The organism is Vibrio sp. V33_P6A3T137, assembly GCF_009904835.1.
Taxonomy (GTDB): domain Bacteria; phylum Pseudomonadota; class Gammaproteobacteria; order Enterobacterales; family Vibrionaceae; genus Vibrio; species Vibrio metschnikovii.
On sequence record NZ_WXWK01000032.1, the window covers coordinates 1 to 20,270 of the forward strand.

19 protein-coding genes are annotated in these 20,270 nt (G+C 43.9%); 6 read left to right on the plus strand and 13 right to left on the minus strand.

The window, feature by feature from the left end; genetic code table 11:
• Positions 1 to 136 precede the first annotated feature (136 nt).
• Positions 137 to 1,861, plus strand: a complete 1,725-nt coding sequence (locus CAG60_RS02325; protein WP_161438187.1) for an SgrR family transcriptional regulator — start codon at positions 137 to 139, stop codon at positions 1,859 to 1,861.
• A gap of 42 nt (positions 1,862 to 1,903) precedes the next feature.
• Here CAG60_RS02325 and arsB read toward each other — a convergent pair whose 3' ends face one another.
• Positions 1,904 to 2,977, minus strand: a complete 1,074-nt coding sequence (gene arsB, locus CAG60_RS02330) for an ACR3 family arsenite efflux transporter (protein WP_004395015.1) — start codon at positions 2,975 to 2,977, stop codon at positions 1,904 to 1,906.
• Between the two features lie 168 nt (positions 2,978 to 3,145).
• Positions 3,146 to 3,472: a metalloregulator ArsR/SmtB family transcription factor gene (locus CAG60_RS02335; protein WP_040904224.1), complete on the minus strand. Its 327-nt coding sequence runs from the start codon at positions 3,470 to 3,472 to the stop codon at positions 3,146 to 3,148.
• 275 nt (positions 3,473 to 3,747) lie between these two features.
• Between CAG60_RS02335 and CAG60_RS02340 the strand changes: the two genes are divergently transcribed.
• Both CAG60_RS02340 and CAG60_RS02345 read left to right on the plus strand, forming a co-directional pair.
• Complete coding sequence (locus tag CAG60_RS02340) at positions 3,748 to 5,238, plus strand: SulP family inorganic anion transporter (protein WP_004395014.1); 1,491 nt, start codon at positions 3,748 to 3,750, stop codon at positions 5,236 to 5,238.
• A 10-nt stretch (positions 5,239 to 5,248) separates the two neighbouring features.
• The gene (locus CAG60_RS02345; protein ID WP_040904223.1) at positions 5,249 to 6,097 is read left to right on the plus strand and encodes a universal stress protein; all 849 of its coding nucleotides are present in this window, start codon (positions 5,249 to 5,251) and stop codon (positions 6,095 to 6,097) included.
• Between the two features lie 102 nt (positions 6,098 to 6,199).
• Here CAG60_RS02345 and CAG60_RS02350 read toward each other — a convergent pair whose 3' ends face one another.
• The 4 genes from CAG60_RS02350 to CAG60_RS02365 all read right to left on the minus strand — a co-directional run bounded on the left by CAG60_RS02350 (position 6,200) and on the right by CAG60_RS02365 (position 10,111).
• On the minus strand, positions 6,200 to 7,843 hold the full coding sequence (locus tag CAG60_RS02350; RefSeq protein WP_161438188.1) for a BCCT family transporter: 1,644 nt from the start codon (positions 7,841 to 7,843) through the stop codon (positions 6,200 to 6,202).
• 185 nt (positions 7,844 to 8,028) lie between these two features.
• Positions 8,029 to 8,886 (minus strand): hypothetical protein, encoded by an 858-nt coding sequence (locus tag CAG60_RS02355; protein WP_161438189.1) that lies wholly within the window; start codon positions 8,884 to 8,886, stop codon positions 8,029 to 8,031.
• The gene (locus CAG60_RS02360; protein ID WP_161438190.1) at positions 8,886 to 9,743 is read right to left on the minus strand and encodes an ABC transporter ATP-binding protein; all 858 of its coding nucleotides are present in this window, start codon (positions 9,741 to 9,743) and stop codon (positions 8,886 to 8,888) included. Before CAG60_RS02360 ends, CAG60_RS02355 begins: the two co-directional genes overlap by 1 nt.
• A complete protein-coding gene (locus tag CAG60_RS02365) occupies positions 9,740 to 10,111 on the minus strand; it encodes a GntR family transcriptional regulator (protein WP_154167804.1) in 372 nt (123 codons plus the stop codon). Before CAG60_RS02365 ends, CAG60_RS02360 begins: the two co-directional genes overlap by 4 nt.
• A 230-nt stretch (positions 10,112 to 10,341) precedes the next feature.
• On the opposite strand from CAG60_RS02365, the gene CAG60_RS02370 reads away from it, so the two are divergent.
• Positions 10,342 to 11,025 (plus strand): VC0807 family protein, encoded by a 684-nt coding sequence (locus tag CAG60_RS02370; protein WP_154167801.1) that lies wholly within the window; start codon positions 10,342 to 10,344, stop codon positions 11,023 to 11,025.
• A 76-nt stretch (positions 11,026 to 11,101) separates the two neighbouring features.
• Here CAG60_RS02370 and CAG60_RS02375 read toward each other — a convergent pair whose 3' ends face one another.
• From CAG60_RS02375 to sufB, 7 genes are all read right to left on the minus strand, one after another.
• A complete protein-coding gene (locus CAG60_RS02375) occupies positions 11,102 to 11,512 on the minus strand; it encodes a SufE family protein (protein ID WP_154167798.1) in 411 nt (136 codons plus the stop codon).
• An 87-nt stretch (positions 11,513 to 11,599) separates the two neighbouring features.
• Positions 11,600 to 12,133, minus strand: a complete 534-nt coding sequence (gene sufT, locus CAG60_RS02380) for a putative Fe-S cluster assembly protein SufT (RefSeq protein ID WP_040904222.1) — start codon at positions 12,131 to 12,133, stop codon at positions 11,600 to 11,602.
• A 49-nt stretch (positions 12,134 to 12,182) separates the two neighbouring features.
• On the minus strand, positions 12,183 to 12,548 hold the full coding sequence (locus tag CAG60_RS02385; RefSeq protein ID WP_004395005.1) for a HesB/IscA family protein: 366 nt from the start codon (positions 12,546 to 12,548) through the stop codon (positions 12,183 to 12,185).
• Between the two features lie 10 nt (positions 12,549 to 12,558).
• Complete coding sequence (locus CAG60_RS02390) at positions 12,559 to 13,788, minus strand: aminotransferase class V-fold PLP-dependent enzyme (RefSeq protein ID WP_158138597.1); 1,230 nt, start codon at positions 13,786 to 13,788, stop codon at positions 12,559 to 12,561.
• Positions 13,788 to 15,047 carry a Fe-S cluster assembly protein SufD gene (sufD, locus tag CAG60_RS02395; RefSeq protein ID WP_161438191.1) on the minus strand — a complete coding sequence of 420 codons (1,260 nt, stop codon included), beginning with the start codon at positions 15,045 to 15,047 and terminating at the stop codon, positions 13,788 to 13,790. The genes CAG60_RS02390 and sufD overlap by 1 nt, the downstream gene beginning before the upstream one ends.
• Positions 15,047 to 15,808 (minus strand): Fe-S cluster assembly ATPase SufC, encoded by a 762-nt coding sequence (gene sufC / locus CAG60_RS02400; protein WP_154167785.1) that lies wholly within the window; start codon positions 15,806 to 15,808, stop codon positions 15,047 to 15,049. The genes sufD and sufC overlap by 1 nt, the downstream gene beginning before the upstream one ends.
• 7 nt (positions 15,809 to 15,815) lie before the next feature.
• Complete coding sequence (sufB, locus tag CAG60_RS02405) at positions 15,816 to 17,252, minus strand: Fe-S cluster assembly protein SufB (RefSeq protein WP_004395001.1); 1,437 nt, start codon at positions 17,250 to 17,252, stop codon at positions 15,816 to 15,818.
• A 393-nt stretch (positions 17,253 to 17,645) separates the two neighbouring features.
• Here sufB and CAG60_RS02410 point away from each other — a divergent pair, with 393 nt between their 5' ends.
• Together CAG60_RS02410 and CAG60_RS02415 are read left to right on the plus strand one after the other, a co-directional pair.
• On the plus strand, positions 17,646 to 18,236 hold the full coding sequence (locus tag CAG60_RS02410; protein ID WP_004395000.1) for a LemA family protein: 591 nt from the start codon (positions 17,646 to 17,648) through the stop codon (positions 18,234 to 18,236).
• Positions 18,236 to 20,131 carry a M48 family metallopeptidase gene (locus tag CAG60_RS02415; RefSeq protein ID WP_161438192.1) on the plus strand — a complete coding sequence of 632 codons (1,896 nt, stop codon included), beginning with the start codon at positions 18,236 to 18,238 and terminating at the stop codon, positions 20,129 to 20,131. Before CAG60_RS02410 ends, CAG60_RS02415 begins: the two co-directional genes overlap by 1 nt.
• Positions 20,132 to 20,270 lie beyond the last annotated feature (139 nt).

The window sequence follows — 20,270 nt, forward strand, 5'->3', positions numbered from 1 at the left end:
CATTGACACCGTCAATACACAATGGACTGGAAAAGCTCATAAAAGCTTTAAATAGACCATAAGATGGCTCTTAATGGAAAACGATCTATCATTACCCCCTTAAATAGGGAGAAAAAATTTAAAAAGGAAACCTATTTTGTCTATCCTTAATTTATATCGTTATTACTTACGCTTCGATGGTTATGCGATAGAACAACCCATCAGTGCTACGTTAGAGGACATTGCCAATCGATTATGCAGTAGCCCGCGCTATGCACGTGTCTTGCTACAACAAATGCAGCAACAAGGCTGGCTCTCGTGGCAGCCTAAGGTTGGCCGAAATAAGCGCTCAACGCTGTGTTTATTGCAAGATCCTGAGCGGCTCAAAGAACATCTAGCCAGTGACTGTCTTTTGCGTGGACAGTATGACAAGGCCTTGGATCTTTTGGAGCAAGATGAACAGGTTTTCGCTCGGCTATTACAGCAAACCTCCGGAGCTTCAATGCACGAAGGACGATTGCATATCCAATTGACCTATCGCCGCCCCTTTCAAGCTCTGCTGCCCCATCATCCACAACGTAACAGTGAACGCTTTTTAGTACGACAAATCTACGCTTGCTTGGTCCGTTGTGATGCTGACGGACAAGTACATCCGGAACTGGCTCACCATTGGCATTATGATGCTGAGAATTATCAGTGGCGCTTTTATTTACGCCCTGAGCTAACTTTTCATGACGGACAAATGATCGATGCGCAGAGCATTGTCGAGCTCTTTTCAGGCTTAAAATCCTTAGCGAATTATCAGCATGAACTTGCTCATTTAAAACGCATTAGTGCCCCGCATCCGCGGGAAATACTGTTTGAATTCACCGTCCCTGATCAAAGCTTTGCAGGTCTGATTAGCGGTGTCAGTTATTCTATTCAACCGGTTAAACAGCTTCAGCAGTCCAACTCCAACGTGATCGGCAGTGGTGCATTCAAAGTTTATACTCATACTGATAAGCAATTAGTACTGCATGCTTTCAATCGATACTATGGCTGCCGTTCATTATGTGACCAGATTACTATCTGGCTATTCGACCAAGATGTAACAACTGCAACCGACGCCATTCCTCACGCTGGCCGAAGCTGCCAATATTACGTATCGGCAGAATCTCCGAAGATTGAAAACGAACAAATTAATCAATTCTCTCGCCAAGAAGAGGGGGCAATTTTTTTATTAAATAATCACCACGCTGACCTACCGCTCGACGACCAACAACGCCAATGGTTACTTAGCTTGCTTGAGCCAAACTGGTTATTGAGCGATATAGCGCACTCAAACCTCACTCCCGCGGATCATTTATTGCCTTGTTGGACCAAGTTATCTCGATTCCCTGCCACTCAGTGCCCATTACCGACATCAATGACGATGGCCGTATACAACTACGTGACGTTGATTGAGTGTGCTGAAGCGATAGCTAAGCGGTTGGCTGACCACAGTATTCAAGTCATCATCCACAGTTACGACTATCAAACCTTGCAACAAAAAGCAGCACAGAGAACTCTCAATGAAACCCTAATCTTGAGCAGTATTAACTTAGATGATAATCGTCATACCAGTGCCTATCAGTTTCTTTACAGTAACCCGCTGCTTCACCATGCGCTGGATGATGTGGCCAGTAAATGGCTACGTCAATCGTTAGCGGATATACGTGCAAACGTCTGTATAGAGCAGTACCTTGTGGTATTAGAGCCTTTGGTAGCAACTTTGATCCATCATGGTGTTTTGCAACCACTCTATCACGAGCAACAAGTGCTACGTTTCCACGATTTAATTCACAATGTCGCTTTAACAACTTGGGGATGGCCTGAATTAAAACAGGTTTGGACTAGCCGTTAGACGATTAGCCCAACGTCTGATGATTGACCTTGGGCTATTCGATTAGCGTGTTTGAGGGTAATATTTTTTCTTCATCCGTAGCGCGACGTTGACTAAAGCAATCAGCACAGGCACTTCGACTAATGGCCCTATCACGCCCGCGAATGCTTGATCTGAGTTTAAACCAAAAACAGCAATAGAAACGGCGATAGCGAGTTCAAAGTTATTACCCGATGAAGTGAAAGCAATTGAAGTATTTTGATCGTACGGGATACCTAATTTTTTACCCACGAAAAAACTAACAAAAAACATCACCAAAAAATAGATAACTAATGGAATAGCAATACGAATCACATCCATCGGTAACTGGATGATCATTTCACCTTTTAAACTGAACATTAAAACAATGGTTGCTAATAGCGCAATTAAGGTTATCGGTGAGATACGTGGAATAAAGACTTCATTATACCAACGCTCGCCTTTAGCCGCGACCAACCACTTGCGGCTCAGAAAACCCGCTAAAAATGGAATACCTAAATAAATCAAGACACTTTCTGCGATATCCAACATCGTAATATCAACAGCAAAACTATCAAGACCAAAATAAGGCGGTAATACAGTAATGAAAAGCCACGCCATAAAACTATAAGTAACGATTTGGAAAAGGCTATTTAACGCTACCAAAGCAGCACCATACTCTTTATTACCACCACTAATATCGTTCCACACTAATACCATGGCAATACAACGCGCTAAACCAATTAAAATTAATCCGACCATGTAACCGGGATAGTCACGTAAAAAGAAGAGAGCTAAAGCAAACATTAAAACCGGCCCAACAATCCAGTTCATCACCAAAGATAAAGTAATCGCACGCTTATCACGCGTCACTTCACCTAATAATCGATAATTTACTTTCGCCAATGGCGGATACATCATTAAAATTAAACCTATCGCTAGAGGGATATTGGTTGAACCGACGGACATGCTTTCATTCCACTGGGCAACTTGTGGAAATAAAAATCCCACCGCGACACCAAACCCCATAGCGAGGAAAATCCACAGCGTTAAATAACGGTCTAAAAAACTCATTTTTTTAGCAGCAGGCGTCTCTGCACAAGTAAATACTTCGCTCATTATTTTAATCTCATTGTATTATTGATTCGTTTCTACTTTAACGACTTAACGCAGACGCGACATTAACTCGACTCAATCATAGAATTTATCTATCTCAGATTCAGGTGTTTGACGAGCTTACCGCTTATCTATAACGCTCAGTCTTTTCGATATCGTGAAATAAGCTCGTCAACTGATGCACGGTTGATGAGTAATGGTTTGACTCTCTTTTGCTATCAGTGATCGATTGTTTTCCATCGACATCATTAATACCTCACGCATCCAATTCGGTAATTGTGGATTAATTTGGTAATAGACCCATTTACCCCGCCGCTCATCAATCACCAAACCGTTTTTACGTAGCTCGGCTAAATGACGAGAGACTTTGGGTTGACTGAGAGAGAGTGCGGTCATTAAATCACACACGCACAGTTCTCGATGCCGACTTATTAGTAATAATGATTTAAGCCGAGTCTCTTCAGCTAATGATTTATAGAAGGTTAACGTATCGCACATAACAAACACATATGAAAAATCAGATGCGTTTGAAGTTAAGGCTTTCGAAGCAAAAAGTCAAAGATCAATGCTGTTTTTTTCCTTACTCATTGGCAAAAAGTAAAAAGCAAAACACCGTCTTAACGGTTTCCTTGGTTGACCTTCAGAACAGCAATGATTAAGATCACATTTCTAAATGGCCAATAGGAGATTCCGTGCATGTCACTTACGCCGCCCTAGAACAATGACCACCTCTCAATTCACACCTTTTATTTACCTATTTATAGAGAAAACAGATGTTACAGAATATTAAGCGCGATTGGTTATCCAACGTGCGAGGGGATGTTTTAGCTGGTTTAGTGGTTGCGCTAGCACTGATCCCAGAAGCAATTGCTTTTTCAATTATTGCTGGTGTTGACCCCAAAGTGGGTCTATATGCCTCTTTTAGTATGGCGGTGGTTATTGCCTTTACTGGCGGACGCCCGGGAATGATTTCTGCTGCAACGGGCGCTATGGCTCTATTAATGGTCACGCTGGTTAAAGAACACGGCCTAGAATATTTATTAGCGGCGACACTGCTCACTGGAGTATTACAAATTGCCGCCGGTTATCTAAAACTGGGGAATTTAATGCGCTTTGTATCGCGTTCAGTGGTCACCGGTTTTGTTAACGCCTTAGCAATTTTAATTTTTATGGCTCAGCTTCCAGAGCTAACCAATGTCACCTGGCATGTCTATGTGATGACTTTAGCTGGCTTAGGCATTATTTATCTTTTCCCTTATGTACCCGTCATTGGCAAAATGCTGCCTTCTCCGCTGGTATGTATTATCACCTTAACCATTATCGCTATTAGTTTTGGCATCGATATTCGTACCGTCGGTGACATGGGGGATTTACCCGATACACTGCCAATTTTCTTGTGGCCTGATGTACCGCTTAACCTAGAAACCTTACTGATCATCTTACCTTACTCTGCTGGCCTTGCTGTCGTCGGTTTGCTTGAATCGATGATGACCGCCACGATTGTTGATGATCTTACCGATACCGACAGCGATAAAAACCGCGAATGTAAAGGCCAAGGTGTGGCCAACATTGCCACTGGCTTTTTAGGTGGTATGGCTGGCTGTGCGATGATTGGTCAATCAATTATTAATGTTAAATCCGGTGGTCGAGGCCGTCTATCGACTTTTGTCGCGGGTATACTACTACTTATCATGGTGGTTTTTCTTAGTGATTGGTTAAGCTTGATCCCTATGGCAGCTCTAGTCGCCGTAATGATCATGGTCTCCATCGGCACCTTCTCTTGGAGCTCAATTAGAGATCTTAAATCGCATCCACTTTCGACCAATATTGTCATGATTTCGACTGTGATTGTGGTGGTCATGACCCACAATCTTGCGATTGGTGTTGGAGTTGGCGTGCTATTAGCTGCACTATTCTTTGCCAATAAAATTGGCCGCTTTATGGTTATCAAGAGCGACTTAGTAGAAAATGGCAGCCAGCGTACTTATCGTGTTGTTGGGCAAGTCTTTTTTGCCTCGTCAGATCAATTTATCAACTCATTCGACTTCAAAGAAGCATTGGATCATGTCACCATCGATCTCTCTGCAGCACATTTCTGGGATATTACTGCCGTCTCTTCCCTTGATAAAGTGGTGATTAAATTCCGCCGTGAAGGGGCTGAAGTAACATTAATCGGCATGAATGAAGCAACAGCCACCATTGTCGACAAGTTCGGTGTTCATAATAAACCCGAAGAAGTGGCAAAACTGATGGGCGGTCACTAAGGAGCAAAGCATGACAAATATTATTGCCTGTATCGATGGAGCGAGCTATTCACAGTCCGTGGCGGATCTGAGCGTTTGGACAGCGAAAACGTTGTCTGCGCCACTCACTCTACTGCATGTGCTCGATAAATCCGATCGAGAAATTGCCATTGAATTATCCGGAAACATTGGACTAGGCAGTCGTGAGCACTTACTACAAGAGCTGGTCGAGCTGGATGAAAAACGCGCCAAAGTAGCATTAAGACACGGAAAGGCCTTACTCAATGAGTTAGAAGCCAAAGCCCTTGAGTCTGGTTTTACTGATCTACAAAAACTGCAAAAACACGGTGACTTACTTGAAACTTTGTTGGACATGGAAAAAGATATCCGCGTCCTCGTGGTCGGCAAATCTGGTGAGGTGAACCAAAGCAATACTAAAGCCGTTGGTTCACAATTGGAAAGTGTGGTTCGCACCATTAAAAGTCATATTTTAGTCGCGACCGGGGACTTTGCAGCGCCGCAAAATTATTTGTTAGCGTTTGATGGCAGTGAAGTGAGCCAAAAGCTGGTTGAAAAAGCGATCAATACTCCGCTACTCAAAGGGCTGACTTGTCACTTAGTGATGGTCGAAGACTCAGATGAAAAAGCGACCGCGTTTGCTAACGCAGCGGAAAAGTTGCGTACTCATGGCGTCAATGTGGTGGAAGCCAGCTTAACCGGTGACGTGCACCGCGCGATTCTCGATTACCAACAGCATCATCAGTTGGGAATGATTGTGATGGGCGCTTATGGTCACTCAAAACTGCGTCAGTTTTTTGTAGGTAGCAACACCACAAAAATCATCATTGAATCCAACGTCCCGCTGCTTTTGATTCGTTAACTTTCAGTCGTACAACAAAAAGCCCTAACTCTCTGTTAGGGCTTTTTTTATCGAGAAGCAACGGTATTCTTTCGACTTTCGGTATATGCCGTTATTGGCTCTTTATTTGGCTTTTGCTTTTCTGGGTTCGCTCATTAATCCCTTAATCAGTGACACCGTCGCGACCAGTAAGACAATGGTAAACGGGAAACCGGTTGTGACCGCCATCGCCTGCGCTGCGGCTAACCCGCCACCTAGCATTAATGCAATAGCGACTAACCCTTCAAAGGTACACCAGAAGATACGCTGTGGCGTCGGCGCATTCACTTTGCCACCTGCCGCAATAGTATCAATCACTAATGATCCTGAATCTGAAGAAGTGATAAAGAAGACCACGACCAAAATGATGCCAATCACCGACGTAATACTCGCCAACGGCATGGCATCCAGCATCGCAAATAACTTAACGGGTAAATCAGCGCCCATCACTGCTTGATAACCATCATTAGCGTATTGGCTAATCGCTGTGCCACCAAAGGCTGTCATCCAAAATGCACAGACCGTCGATGGGATCAACAACACACAAACAATAAATTCGCGTACCGTACGACCACGCGATACTCGCGCAATAAACATACCGACAAATGGTGACCAAGAAATCCACCACGCCCAGTAAAACGCCGTCCAACCTTGTGAATAATTCACATCTTCGCGACCAAATGGCATGGCTAATTCAGGTAGGTATGTCACATAAGCAACAATATTATCGAAAAATCCCGTTAAAATCGCTAACGTCGGACCAACAACGACAATAAACAGCAGCAATAAGGCGGCTAGGCCCATATTGATTTCTGATAAACGTTTAACACCACTATCTAGCCCTGCAACGACTGAGATCAATGCTAACGCTGTGATCACAATGATCAATACCACTTGTGTAGTATCAGTTAAGGGGACATCGAATAAAAAGTTAAGTCCAGTCGCTGCTTGAGACGCTCCGTAGCCTAAGGAAGTGGCTAAACCGAACACGGTCGCTACCACCGCCAAAATATCGATCACATGCCCTGTCCAACCCCATACCCGCTCACCAAAGAGAGGATAAAAAATTGAACGCATTGTCAGTGGCAATCCCTTATTAAACGAGAAAATGGCTAACCCAAGCGCGAGCAATGCATAGATTGCCCATGGGTGCAGCGCCCAGTGGTAAATCGTTGCTGCCATGCCCAATCGACGAGCCGCTTCGGTATCTCCCATTGCGCCGCCCAGTGGCGCCCAATCGGTACGTAAGCCATCTTCTATGGCTGCGCCTGATAAGGAACTACTAAAGTGTGACATGGGTTCTGACACACCAAAGAACACCAAACCAATCCCCATTCCTGCAGCAAATAGCATGGCTAGCCAACCAGCGTAAGAATAGTCGGGTACCGCGTCAGTGCCACCAATACGCACTCGGCCTAATGGCGATACCACCAAACCTAAACACACCAAGACAAAGATATTGGCCGATAGCATGAAAAACCAATCTAAATGCGAGGTCAGCCAACCACGCATATATAAAAAGATAGGTTCTACTTGTTCACGGAAAATCAATGTCGTAAATACAAAAATAATGATTGCTAACCCAGATACGGCGAACACTCGGTTATGAATGTCTAAGCCAAAAGGCCCAACCGATAACACGACATTATCTTGGCCAACGGTATAGTCCGTATCAATTGGGTTAACCTTGCCACTTGGGCGCGGGATCCCACCGTTATCACTACTCACATTCCTCTCCTCTCACTACTGTGCCTTTTGATACTCCACATCAAATAACAATACCGGCAACACTAGAGGTGATGAGAAGGGATTTCCCATCACCTCTGTTTATACCCTTTCGACTTGAAGCTGCAGCGGTGTTGGCTACCTGTAACTCCAAGTGGTTTGGGTATATATCGAAGAGGATGAACCGTTTATTTAGCCCATAGCGCGGCCAATGAACTTTCATTCGTACGATAAAGCCGGTAACTTGCCCAATAACTGACCATGCCAATCAAAAGATACGCCATGAAATTACCGATACCAACCTCATTGACTATATTGGACATGGTCGAAGCCGTGACTAATTTTAGCGGAAAATTAAAGATAGCGTTAAAGAAATCACTGATAAGGTAAGAATTAAACATCGCGATCGACAACCATTTTAAGGTAAAACCACCAATAAACATGACCAATAATGGTGAATTAAACAGTTGTGACATAAGTAAAGTAAAACATGCTAATGGAATTAAACACAAACCGACTAGCCACATTAAACCAATGTAACTCAAACCATGCTGCAATGCGTACCACAAAGAACGCTGAGCAAATAAAAATCCAAATCTTTCATTGGTTGCCACATTGAGCACCCAGAGAAAAATATCTGCAAAAACAACCAATAAAGAGCAAATAACTGGGATTAATAGTAGTCCAAAAGCCAGTTTCACCATATGGACCATGGTATTTGTGACCGGCATACTGCGCCAAAACATCGCGCTGCCTTCTTTTCGTTCTTTACGAAACGTTTTCGGAAAATATAAAGCGCTTAACATTAATGATACCAAGCCAATCATCATCGTAATGAATTGATTGAAGCTCTCAACGGCAGAACCATCAACATGAGCAAGCGTGTCAGAATATTCGACATCGAAAAATAGATTATTCCCAAGTGAAACATTCATTAATAAGCTAATGAATAATAATATTCCGCAGGCTAATAAAAATAGAGGAATTCGGGTCACACTTTTATTTTCAATCAGCTCTTTTTCAAGCATATATAGACTTGCATGCATTATGCTTTCTCCTTTTGTAGAGCAATAAATAAATCCGCTAATTTGATATTATGTACCGTTCCGAAAGCTTGTACTGCTTCTCGATGTTCTGCGGCCAGCAACCACTTGGTGGTGCCTAATCCGACTTGTGCACGTAACGGATTCAGTTTTTCAATCTCGTCTGCGTAGCTAGAGTTCGCCTCTAATACACAATAATTCTCAGTTAGATTATCCATCGAATCTTGTAAAACGACGTTGCCTTGTTTTAAGATCAGCACATCGGTCAGCAAATGTTCAATTTCTGCCACTTCATGGCTAGCAATAATTAACGCTCGCTCACCATCATGAAACCACTCTAATAAATGACGATAAAAGGTTTCTCGATACATAAGATCAAGTCCTAATGTGGGCTCATCCAAAATCAGCACTTGGGTATCGGTTGCAATCACTAAGGCTAAATGGAGCTGGACTTTCATCCCTTTGGATAACGTGCGAATTTTACTCGATAGATTAATATTGGTTTCTGCTAACACTGAACGGGCCTTGGTTAACGAAAAGCTGGGATAAACGCCAGAGGTATAGCGTAACAATTGCTTCACCGTCATCCAGTCCGGCAGCACATTGATATCAGAAATATAGGCCAGTATTTCCATGACCTGAGCATGATCAGCAATCGGATGAAGACCGTTAATCGCGATGTCACCTTGGTAGTAGTGAGCCCCTAATAAAGCGTTAATTAGGGTCGATTTACCCGCACCATTATGGCCCAACACGCCTAATACTTGCCCAGCATGAAGAGTAAAACTCACTTCATGCAGCGCCTCTGCTTGTTTAGCGTACTGTTTAGAAACCTGCTTTGCTTCAACTAATGGATTCATTGTTCACCTTCAATATGCCGTTTTAATTGGCTAATAAAATCATCTAAGGGCATCTCTAGCACACGAAGTGTGTGGGCTATTTCTGGGATTTGCTGCTGCAAAAAATGCTGTTTCTGGCTGTTTTTTAACTGCTGAAGTGCACCTTTTATGACATACATTCCCTGCCCCCTGCGCTTTTCAACCAGTCCTTCGTCAACCAGTAATTGATAACCTTTCATTACCGTTAAGTGATTAATTTTCAGTTCAGCCGCCACGGTTCTTACTGACGGTAAGGCATGATCTTCTTGCCAAATCCCTTGTAAGATCTGTTCAATGATCTTGTCGGCTAACTGACGAAAAATGGGCTGGTTATCTTGCCACTCTGTCATATTTTTATACCGATATGGTGTTATACACAGATATAACAGTAAACCTAATGTGCCGTATTGGCAAACTCTTTTTACTCAATTATAAAAATAAGGGCGGGTTTAAACTCAAATAGTAAGAAGAAACCATGAGACGACTGCTTACAATTGAGCTCGATTTGAGGTTACTGATGGACTTGCGTTAGTGGGGAGCATTAGTATACTTTGCTCTCTGCAAGTAGGAATTATTTACAATGAAATCAAATAAAAACAAGAGTTTAATCAGTAATCTGTTACTGAACATTATCATCCCTGTCGTTATTCTCAGTAAGATGAGTGGTGAAGATAATCTAGGACCGACCTGGGCGCTGATCGTTGCCCTCGCCTTCCCATTGATTTTTGGTATCGTGAGTTTTATTCAAGAAAGAAAAATCAACTTTTACTCCGCCCTTGGTTTAATCAGTGTTCTGTTGACTGGTGGTATCGGTTTACTGCAATTAGACCCCGCCTACATTGCGATTAAAGAAGCGGCCATTCCAGGGATCATTTTTATTGGTATATTGATTAGTAATGCCATCGGATATCCGGTTGTCAAAAAGATGCTGCTTAACGATGATATTGTCGATAATGAAAAACTCAATCAAGCGTTAGAAAAATCCAACAATCACGCTGAATTTGAGAGCAAAATTAATATCTGCTCATACATCATTGCTTTTTCGTTTCTGGTTTCCACGGTATTAAACTATGTGCTTGCCAAATGGATAGTGACGAGCCCTGCAGGGACAGAAGCGTTTAATGAAGAGATCGGTAAGATGACCGCCCTCAGCTTTCCAGTCATTGCTTTACCCGTCACGATCATCATGATGGGAGCATTGATCTACTTATTTAAAAGTATTTCGACCATTACCGGTAATAAGATTGAAGATTTTCTGCGCTAAACCGCTTAAAGTGACAACATAAATAATAAAACCCACGACTTGCGTGGGTTTTATTATTTATAGGCCAAAACCTGACTTATTGTTGCTGGCGAGCCAAATGTTGAATTTTACCCACAATCGCTCTTAGTCCGTTACCTCGAGTCGGGCTAATATGACGCTCTAAATCTAACGTTTTGAAATAGCTATCGATATCAAACGCTAAGATCTCACTGGCAGTCTTATTGTGATAAGCCGCCAAGACAATCGCCAATAAGCCGTTAACGATGATCGCATCGCTATAAGCAAAAAGCTGTAAACGACCCTGCTCAATTTGAGTATGCAGCCATACTTGGCTCTGACACCCCGGTACTAGATCTTCATCTCGCCTTTGCTGCTCATCAAACGGCGTTAATGCCTTGCCTAAATCGATGATGTATTGGTAGCGTTGCTCCCAATCGTCAAAAAAAGCCAAATCTTCGATGATCTCTTGGTCACTTGGTAGGTTCATTTTTAAGCTCTATATCCTTACGAATTGATACGACATCGACTGGATTAAGGTGTCGTAACGGCTCTACACTAGTCGTGGAGCCAAGAATTAAAAAAACAGTCCGGTTTCGAGTTGGGCTTCTTCACTCATCATCTCACGTGACCATGGTGGATCAAACACTAAGTTGACCTGAACCTTATCGACATGAGGCACCATACTGACACGATGTTCAACATCACCGACTAAAACAGGCCCCATTCCACAGCCTGGTGCCGTTAACGTCATTTCAATCTGTACGCAGCGAGCAGCCTGATCAATCGACACTTGATAGATTAGACCTAGCGATAATAAGTTAACCGGGATCTCTGGATCATAGACGGTCTCTAAAGCCTGATATATTTGCGCTTGATCGATATTTCCATCTTTGGGTGTATCAAATTCAAGTTTCAGAGGCTGTCGACCAATCGCATCGGCATCTGTACCATCAACACGATACATATTTCCGCGCCACGTGATGGTATAGTTACCGCCCAGATCCTGAGTAATGGTGACAAACTCACCTTGAGTAAGAAGCTGCTTATCGCCATTAGGCACTCGCCTGACCATACAATCGCGTTCAAGGTTTACAATTCTCTGTTGCATTTAGTTAGCCTTGATGCTCGAAAAGACAGTAACACTGACCACTAAGGTGTTAACTGACATTAAAACTTTCTCCACAGCCGCATTCAGCAACCACATTAGGATTATTAAACTTTACCACGCCATTTAAACCATCTTTAACGTAGTCAAGTTCAGTACCTTGCAGCATCGCAATCGCCTCAGCAGCAATACTGACCGTCAACTTATCGCTTGCGTTGATCACTCGATCTGACTCTAGCGCCTGCTCTTGGATATCGAGAACATAGGCATAGCCATTGCAACCACTGGTTTTCACAGAGATGCGTACAACATGGTCAGGCTGACTCGCTAATTTATTTTCAAAATGACGAATCGCACTGTCGGTTAATGTCAGTACTGGTTGATTCGACACTTCAGGGGTATAAGTTTCTACCTGCATATAATTTACCTTAAACTAACATTTGCTGAGCTTTTTTAAGTGCAATGAACAGGGCATCGATTTCTTCTATCGTGTTGTAAATAGAAAATGACGCTCTCGCCGTACCAGGAACGCCTAAACGACGCATCAATGGCTGCGCACAATGATCGCCGGTGCGAATTGCAATCCCTTGTTTATCTAGAATAAAACCGATATCGGCTGGGTGACAACCTTCCAGTAAAAAGCTCAACACGCCAATTTTGTCGTTAGCATTACCAATTAATTGGAAACCCTCTAGCTCACTCGCGTGTTGCAACGCTCGCTCCATCAAGGCCCGTTCGTGTGCTTGCACGGCTGCGAGGTCAAACTGGCTAAACCAAGTAATGGCAGCGGCCAAGCCAATCACACCAGCGATATTGGGTGTACCCGCTTCTAATCGGTTAGGAAGCCTTCCCCACGTAGCGTCTTGATAAGTCACCTTAGCAATCATCTCACCGCCCGTTTGCCACACCGGCCAATCTTGCAATACCTCAGCTTTGCCCCAAAGTACGCCCACTCCTGTTGGACCAAAAACCTTATGACCAGAGAAGGCGTAAAAATCGCAGCCAATGTCAGCCACATTGACACCACCATGAGCAATGCCTTGTGCGCCATCAATTAACACCAGTGCACCCACCTCTTTGGCTTGTGCCGTTAAGGCATGGATAGGGTTAACCGTACCAAGCGCATTAGAAATGTGTGGCATCGCCACCAATTTGGTCGATGAATTCAGCAGCGATGCAAATTGCTCGACATTCAACTCACCATTATCTTGAATAGGAGCGATGACCAACTCGGCACCACTCTTCAGGCACGCCTGTTGCCAAGTCACCAAATTCGCGTGATGCTCCATTTCGGTGACCAATACTTGATCGCCAGGCTGCAAACGCTGCGCGATACCATGCGCAACAATGTTGATCGACTCGGTAGTCCCGCTAGTCCAAATCACTTCACTGCGATCAAAAGCATGGATATAGTTAGCGACCACATCACGGCCATGTTCATAACGTTGTGTTGCTTGATCCGCTAAACGGTGAACGCCACGATGGACATTAGCATTACACTGAGTATAAAAATCAGTAATCGCTTCAATAACCGCCATCGGCTTTTGCGTCGTCGCGGCATTGTCTAGGTAAACCAGAGGCTTACCTTCAACATTTTGATTAAGAATAGGAAATTGCGCTCTAACCGCAGCAACGTCGAACGCAGAGGTTTCGACCATTATCTTACCTCCATCTCTTTAAAACGAGCACTCAATATAGGCGCTAACCACTCAGCCAAAACTTGATTTGGCATTTGGTTAATCAATTCTTGAATAAAGCCAACATTGAGCATGACTAATGCCTGTGAACGGCCAATGCCACGCGACATCAAATAATACAGCGCTTCTTCTTCAATTTCAGCCACCGTCGCACCGTGGGCACATTTCACATCATCGGCGTAAATTTCTAACTCTGGCTTGGTATTGATCTGGCCACGGCGTGACAAAAGTAAGTTACGATTATTCAGCTCAGCAAGGGTCTTTTGCGCATCACGATGAATGTGAATACGGCCATTAAATACCGCTGTCGCTTTGTCACCGACAATACCACGTACATTCTCTTCACTAGTACCATTAGGTTTTGCGTGTTCAATAGTACTGTGCAGATCAAAATGCTCCGATTCACCCAATAGATAAACGGCGTTCATTTTTGCTTCTGCATGCTCACCACTATGAATGATATCAACATCAAGGCGTGACAATTGGCTACCAAAGCCAATCACCGTGCTGTTTAGTTGAGCATAATCATTAAGCGAGAAATGCGTGCCACCAAAATACAAAGCTTGCGGGCTATTGATCAGAAATTGATAATGCTCTAGCTCAGCATGTGTATCAAGCAAACACTCCGTGAAACCGGTGCGTAAATTATCACCGCTGCCTTGAGCATGCTCAATCAAGGTTAATTTGCCATGGTGACCAAGATTAACTTGCACACGATAATGGGCTTCATAGCCATGATGATTGTGATGAACGATTCGGAGCGGAGTCGTGCAATGGCACTCAGGATCAACATCGATAAACAATACATTATCAGCCAATACATCGTTGACCATACCGAATAAATGGCGCGATGGTTTGACCTGAGAAAAACGGCTCACCGCAGCTGCTTGTTGGTCAGCGGGTAGGCTTTGAGCACTATAGATACTGACACCCTGTGGTAAATTTAGCGCGGTTAAATCGGTCTGCAATTGACCATCAACAAACACTAAATCGATGGTTTCAAGCCCAGCGATTGGTGCTAAGTTGAACGGCGCATTGTCTGATTCCGGCGACAGTTCTAGCTGCTCTAAACAAGAGAGTGAGGTATAACGCCAAGCTTCAGTACGTCGGGTCGGCCAGCGGGTTTGACGCAGAACATTAAGCGCTTGTTGACGAACCGGGCTCAGCCAATCATTGGTTTTCGAGCCACGGTCTATCACTTGCTGAAGCCATTGACTCATTACTCAGCCCCCTCGCTATCTTCTAAGCCAAGAAATGCGTAACCCTGTTGCTCAATTTCTCTGGCTAATGAAGCATCACCGCTTTTGACAATTTGGCCGTTAGCCAAAATGTGGACAAAATCGGGCTCAATGTAATCAAGCAAACGCTGATAGTGAGTAATGACCACAAAGCTACGATCTTTACTGCGCTGGCTATTCACGCCGTTAGCAACCACTTGCAAAGCATCAACATCCAATCCTGAATCCGATTCATCTAAAATACATAGGCTTGGCTCTAATAAAATCATTTGCATGATTTCGTTACGTTTTTTCTCACCACCGGAGAAGCCTTCATTAACGCCTCGTTTCAGAAAATCGAGCGGCAGTTGAACTTGCTTACTGGCTTCTTTGGCTTTTTTCAAAAACTCAGCAGCCGTCAATGGCTCTTGTCCACGATGAGCACGCATGGCATTCACTGACTCTTTCATAAATTCCATATTGCTGACACCAGGAATTTCTACCGGGTACTGAAAGGCTAGAAATAAGCCGTGTCGAGCACGTTCTTCAACGTCCATATCCAGTAAGCTTTGGCCATGTAACATCGCTTCGCCGTCGGTCACTTCATAGCCGTCGCGCCCAGAAAGCACATAGCCTAAGGTACTTTTACCCGCACCGTTAGGTCCCATAATCGCGTGAACTTCGCCCGGCTTAATGTCGAGATTTAGCCCTTTTATAATGTCTTTTTGCTCCACACGAGCGTGTAAGTTTTTAATATTTAACATGTAATAATTATCCTACTGAGCCTTCCAGACTAATTTCAAGCAGCTTACCGGCTTCCACGGCAAACTCCATTGGCAACTCTTTAAACACTTCTTTACAAAAACCATTGACGATCATCGATACCGCTTTCTCGGTATCTAATCCTCGTTGTTGGCATAAAAACAGCTGTTCATCGCTCACTTTAGAAGTGGTCGCTTCATGTTCTACTTTGGCACTTGGGTTACGACTTTCAATGTATGGGAAAGTGTGCGCACCGCAGCGGTCGCCAATTAACAACGAATCACATTCGGTAAAGTTACGAGCGCCATCAGCTTTCGGCCCCATATGTACCAAGCCACGATAAGTGTTATTACTTTCTCCAGCACTAATCCCTTTCGAGATAATCGTTGAGCGAGTATTTTTACCCAAATGAATCATTTTGGTACCGGTATCCGCTTGTTGGCGGTTACGGGTTAAGGCAACAGAGTAGAATTCACCGACACTGTTGTCGCCTTTTAAAATACAACTTGGATATTTCCAAGTGACTGACGACCCGGTTTCAACTTGTGTCCACGAGATTTTTGCATTGGTATGACAAATGCCACGCTTAGTTACAAAGTTATAGATACCACCTTTACCATCTTCATCACCGGGATACCAGTTTTGAACGGTCGAGTACTTAATTTGCGCATCGTCCATCGCCACCAATTCAACCACAGCAGCATGAAGTTGGTTTTCGTCGCGCTGAGGCGCGGTACAGCCTTCAAGATAACTGACGTAACTGCCTTCATCGGCAATGATTAAGGTACGCTCAAATTGGCCAGTATTTTGTTCATTAATTCGGAAATAGGTTGATAATTCCATCGGGCAACGTACCCCTTTCGGGATATACACAAACGAACCATCAGTAAATACAGCACTATTTAACGCGGCAAAGTAGTTATCAGAACGTGGCACCACAGAGCCAAGGTATTTTTTCACTAGTTCAGGGTATTCTTGCACCGCTTCCGAAATCGGACAGAAAATCACGCCGGCTTCTTTTAGTTTTTCACGAAAGGTGGTGACTACGGACACGGAATCGAACACGACGTCGACAGCAACCCCAGCGAGCATTTCCTGTTCATAGAGAGGAATCCCTAACTTCTCATACACTCGTAATAGCTCTGGATCAACCTCATCAAGTGATTTAGGTTTATCTTTCATGCTCTTAGGCGCTGAATAGTAGGATATGGCTTGATAATCCATCTTCGGATAGTGAACATGAGCCCATTCAGGCTCTTCCATCGCCAGCCAATTGTGGTAAGCTTTCAGACGCCATTCTAACATCCATTCTGGTTCGTTTTTCATGGCTGAAATACGACGAATCACACTTTCATCTAAGCCTGTAGCAAAGGTTTCAGACTCAATATCAGAGACGAAGCCTGCCTCATATTTACGGGATAATGCTTCATGAATTTGTTCAGTCATAACTTCGGTTCTCGCTGATGTCTTTATGCGCTGCTTTGTCATAGGCCTATAGTGTACCCATAATGGCGACCGCAGACGATAATCTTATGACGCAAAGATACAATACCCGAGTAAAATACTCAAGTATTAATCCTCACGGTTTTAGGCTGGTTATTTTTTATCTATTTGTTTTATATGAATTTTATTCTAATTCATCACAAAAGTAAAAAATCCTCGTTTTGAACTTCAGTGTGATAAAAATTTCAAACTGATTGATTTATCAAACATTTTTTATTTTTTTATCACGAATATGACTCCGTCAATAACGAAATAAAGTGTAAATATATAAATTTGCTTTTCGATCTCAACTGGTTATATAACATGGCTTGATACTTCTATCTAACTGGGCTGCCCATGACTACTTTTATCATCATCATCGCTATAGTGCTGCTTATCGGCGTTTACGCGATCTCTATCTACAACAAATTAATTACCCTACGTAACCGCTTTAAAAATAGTTTTGCGCAAATTGAAGTCCAACTAAAGCGTCGTTATGATCTTATCCCTAACTTAGTGAGCACAGCGAAAGGCTACATGCAACACGAGCAAGAGACCTTTGAACGTGTGATTCAGGCGCGTAATCAAGCGATTTCTGGTCTAAAAGCCGCGAGTGAAGCGCCAGAAAGTGAAACGGCCATTCAACTTCTCGGTCAAGCAGAGGGGATGCTCAAGAATGCACTGGGCCGGTTGAATGTGGTGGTGGAAGCGTATCCTGAGCTTAAAGCCAGTCAAACGATGATCCAACTGCAAGAAGAGCTCACCAGTACAGAAAATAAAGTCGCATTTGCTCGTCAAGCCTTTAATGATTCGGTAACCAGTTACAACACCTATAAGCAAACTTTCCCTCCCGTTTTATTTGCCAATATGTTTGGTTTTCAAAATGGTAACTTGCTTGAGTTTGCTGACAGTGAAGCAATTCAAGAGGCGCCTAAGGTGAGCTTTTAATGGATTTCTTTCAACATCAAGATACCGCCCGTCAACAAACTCGGCGCTTGGTGCTGTTATTGGCTTTCACTATGTTGTCGATTACTGCCCTGCTTAGCCTTGGCAGTATGTTCATTTATTTAAGTGTCTCTCATGCCTCATTGGATTGGCAAACGGCAATCCGCTTAAGCTTGTTGTGCTTCGCCGCACTGAGTCTCGTTATTGGCTTGAGTGCTTGGCTGCGTTTGTATGATCTGCAAAAGCAAGGGGGATGTAGCGTGGCCGAAAGTCTCGGTGGCCAGTTAATCGCCAGTGATACTACCCATCCCAAACATCGTCAGCTGCTTAATGTCGTGGAAGAAATGGCCATCGCCGCCGGTATTGCGGTACCACAAGTGTATTTGTTAGCTGATGAACAAGGGATTAATGCCTTTGCCGCCGGAATGAGTATTGACGATGCAGTGATTGGCATTACTCAAGGTGCGTTGGATAATTTCAATCGTGACGAATTGCAAGGGGTTATTGCCCATGAGTTTAGTCATATTCTCAATGGGGACATGCGCCTTAATACCCGATTGATTGGTTTACTGTTTGGTATTACCTGTGTTGCCTATTTTGGTCATCTCATCGTCGATAGTTTATCTCGCTCACGGCGGCGGACGATCCGACGCTCTTCTGATTCAGACAAAGGTGTCGCAGCGCTATTTGCGATTGGTGTCGTGTGCATTGTCTTCGGTTGGATTGGCACGCTATTTGGTTCGATGATTAAAGCGGCGATCTCTCGGCAACGCGAGTTCCTAGCTGATGCCAGTGCGGTACAATTTACTCGTAATGATCAAGGCATCGCTGGCGCACTAAAAAAAATTGCTGGTTATTCACCAGGATCGACATTGTCCGCCAAAGCCAGCGACGAAATAAGCCATATGATGTTTGGTCAAAGCCGCCGACGTGGTCTTGCAGCGCTGTTCGCCACTCATCCACCTTTAGAAGAACGCATCCGCAGAATTGAACCGTATTGGGATGGCAGTGTACAAAGCATCAACGAGCATCAAACCCGCTCGTTTGCTGATTCATCAGTCAGCGGCTTTGCAGCAAGTGCAAGCTCGGCACCCGCCGCCTCTAGCACAATATCAACATCTGCTGAACTCTGCGCTAGCGGGCAAGCGCTGATTAGTCAGTTACCACAACCATTAATCGCGATGGCACGAGAACCATACAGTGCTCGCTTTGTTGCTTTTGCTCTGATTTTTGATGGCAGTGAAGCGCAACGTCATATCATCAAACAGCATATTCCGATGGTATCCCAAGCCACTATTCTACCTTGGCTGGATTATGCCATTCCAACCCATCTTCGCTTGCCTTTACTGGAATTAAGTATCCCAGCACTTAAATCACTCAGTGAAGGGCAAAGACATCGTTTGTGTGAAGTGTTACGTGAACTGTCACTCACTGATCATCACTATTCGTTGGCCGAATGGTGTGTGATTAATCTCCTAGAGAAACAATTACTACCGACACTTGGTCATACGCGTCAAAACAAATCGCTGCAACAACTGACCTCTAGCGTCTATTGGTTACTGCGTGAACTGGCTTGGGTTTGTCATGATGAGCAACAAGGTGAACAAATCGCTTTTGACAATGCGCTGCGCCATCTGAGTTTGCCAGTGATCCCCCTTGAACCTGCAGAGAATAATTGGCCATTAAGCCGTACCGCATTGGAATTATTACTGCAGTTAAAAGAGCGAGAGCGAGCGCAAGTCGTCAAAGCTTGTCGATTGGCGATTGAATCAAACGGTAAGGTTACCGTTGCTGAAGGTGAATTGTATCGAGTGATTGCCTGCTTTTTAGAGGTCCCCGAGCCGCCATTGAGCCTCTCAGTAGAGGGTAATTTGCATTCCCACTCAACCATTGTCTGATTTATGCCATATTGGTTGAGTGACGAATTAAGTTTTATAACCACTTAATTAAACTTTCTATCACAATCAACCTATCGTTTACTCTGAGTCAAGAGCTACATAATCGCTAGTCCGTACTTGGACACGACTTTGTCACGCT

Coding starts and splice junctions, on each gene's coding strand:
- CAG60_RS02390 (WP_158138597.1), bottom strand. CDS start 13,788: ATGGTCGAAACCTCTGCGTTCGACGTTGCTGCGGTTAGAGCGCAATTT.
- sufC (WP_154167785.1), bottom strand. CDS start 15,808: ATGTTAAATATTAAAAACTTACACGCTCGTGTGGAGCAAAAAGACATT.
- CAG60_RS02375 (WP_154167798.1), bottom strand. CDS start 11,512: ATGAACCTACCAAGTGACCAAGAGATCATCGAAGATTTGGCTTTTTTT.
- CAG60_RS02365 (WP_154167804.1), bottom strand. CDS start 10,111: ATGACAGAGTGGCAAGATAACCAGCCCATTTTTCGTCAGTTAGCCGAC.
- CAG60_RS02410 (WP_004395000.1), top strand. CDS start 17,646: ATGACTACTTTTATCATCATCATCGCTATAGTGCTGCTTATCGGCGTT.
- CAG60_RS02340 (WP_004395014.1), top strand. CDS start 3,748: ATGTTACAGAATATTAAGCGCGATTGGTTATCCAACGTGCGAGGGGAT.
- sufD (WP_161438191.1), bottom strand. CDS start 15,047: ATGAGTCAATGGCTTCAGCAAGTGATAGACCGTGGCTCGAAAACCAAT.
- CAG60_RS02415 (WP_161438192.1), top strand. CDS start 18,236: ATGGATTTCTTTCAACATCAAGATACCGCCCGTCAACAAACTCGGCGC.
- CAG60_RS02385 (WP_004395005.1), bottom strand. CDS start 12,548: ATGCAGGTAGAAACTTATACCCCTGAAGTGTCGAATCAACCAGTACTG.
- CAG60_RS02370 (WP_154167801.1), top strand. CDS start 10,342: ATGAAATCAAATAAAAACAAGAGTTTAATCAGTAATCTGTTACTGAAC.
- CAG60_RS02335 (WP_040904224.1), bottom strand. CDS start 3,472: ATGTGCGATACGTTAACCTTCTATAAATCATTAGCTGAAGAGACTCGG.
- CAG60_RS02360 (WP_161438190.1), bottom strand. CDS start 9,743: ATGAATCCATTAGTTGAAGCAAAGCAGGTTTCTAAACAGTACGCTAAA.
- arsB (WP_004395015.1), bottom strand. CDS start 2,977: ATGAGCGAAGTATTTACTTGTGCAGAGACGCCTGCTGCTAAAAAAATG.
- sufB (WP_004395001.1), bottom strand. CDS start 17,252: ATGACTGAACAAATTCATGAAGCATTATCCCGTAAATATGAGGCAGGC.
- CAG60_RS02355 (WP_161438189.1), bottom strand. CDS start 8,886: ATGCATGCAAGTCTATATATGCTTGAAAAAGAGCTGATTGAAAATAAA.
- CAG60_RS02345 (WP_040904223.1), top strand. CDS start 5,249: ATGACAAATATTATTGCCTGTATCGATGGAGCGAGCTATTCACAGTCC.
- sufT (WP_040904222.1), bottom strand. CDS start 12,133: ATGCAACAGAGAATTGTAAACCTTGAACGCGATTGTATGGTCAGGCGA.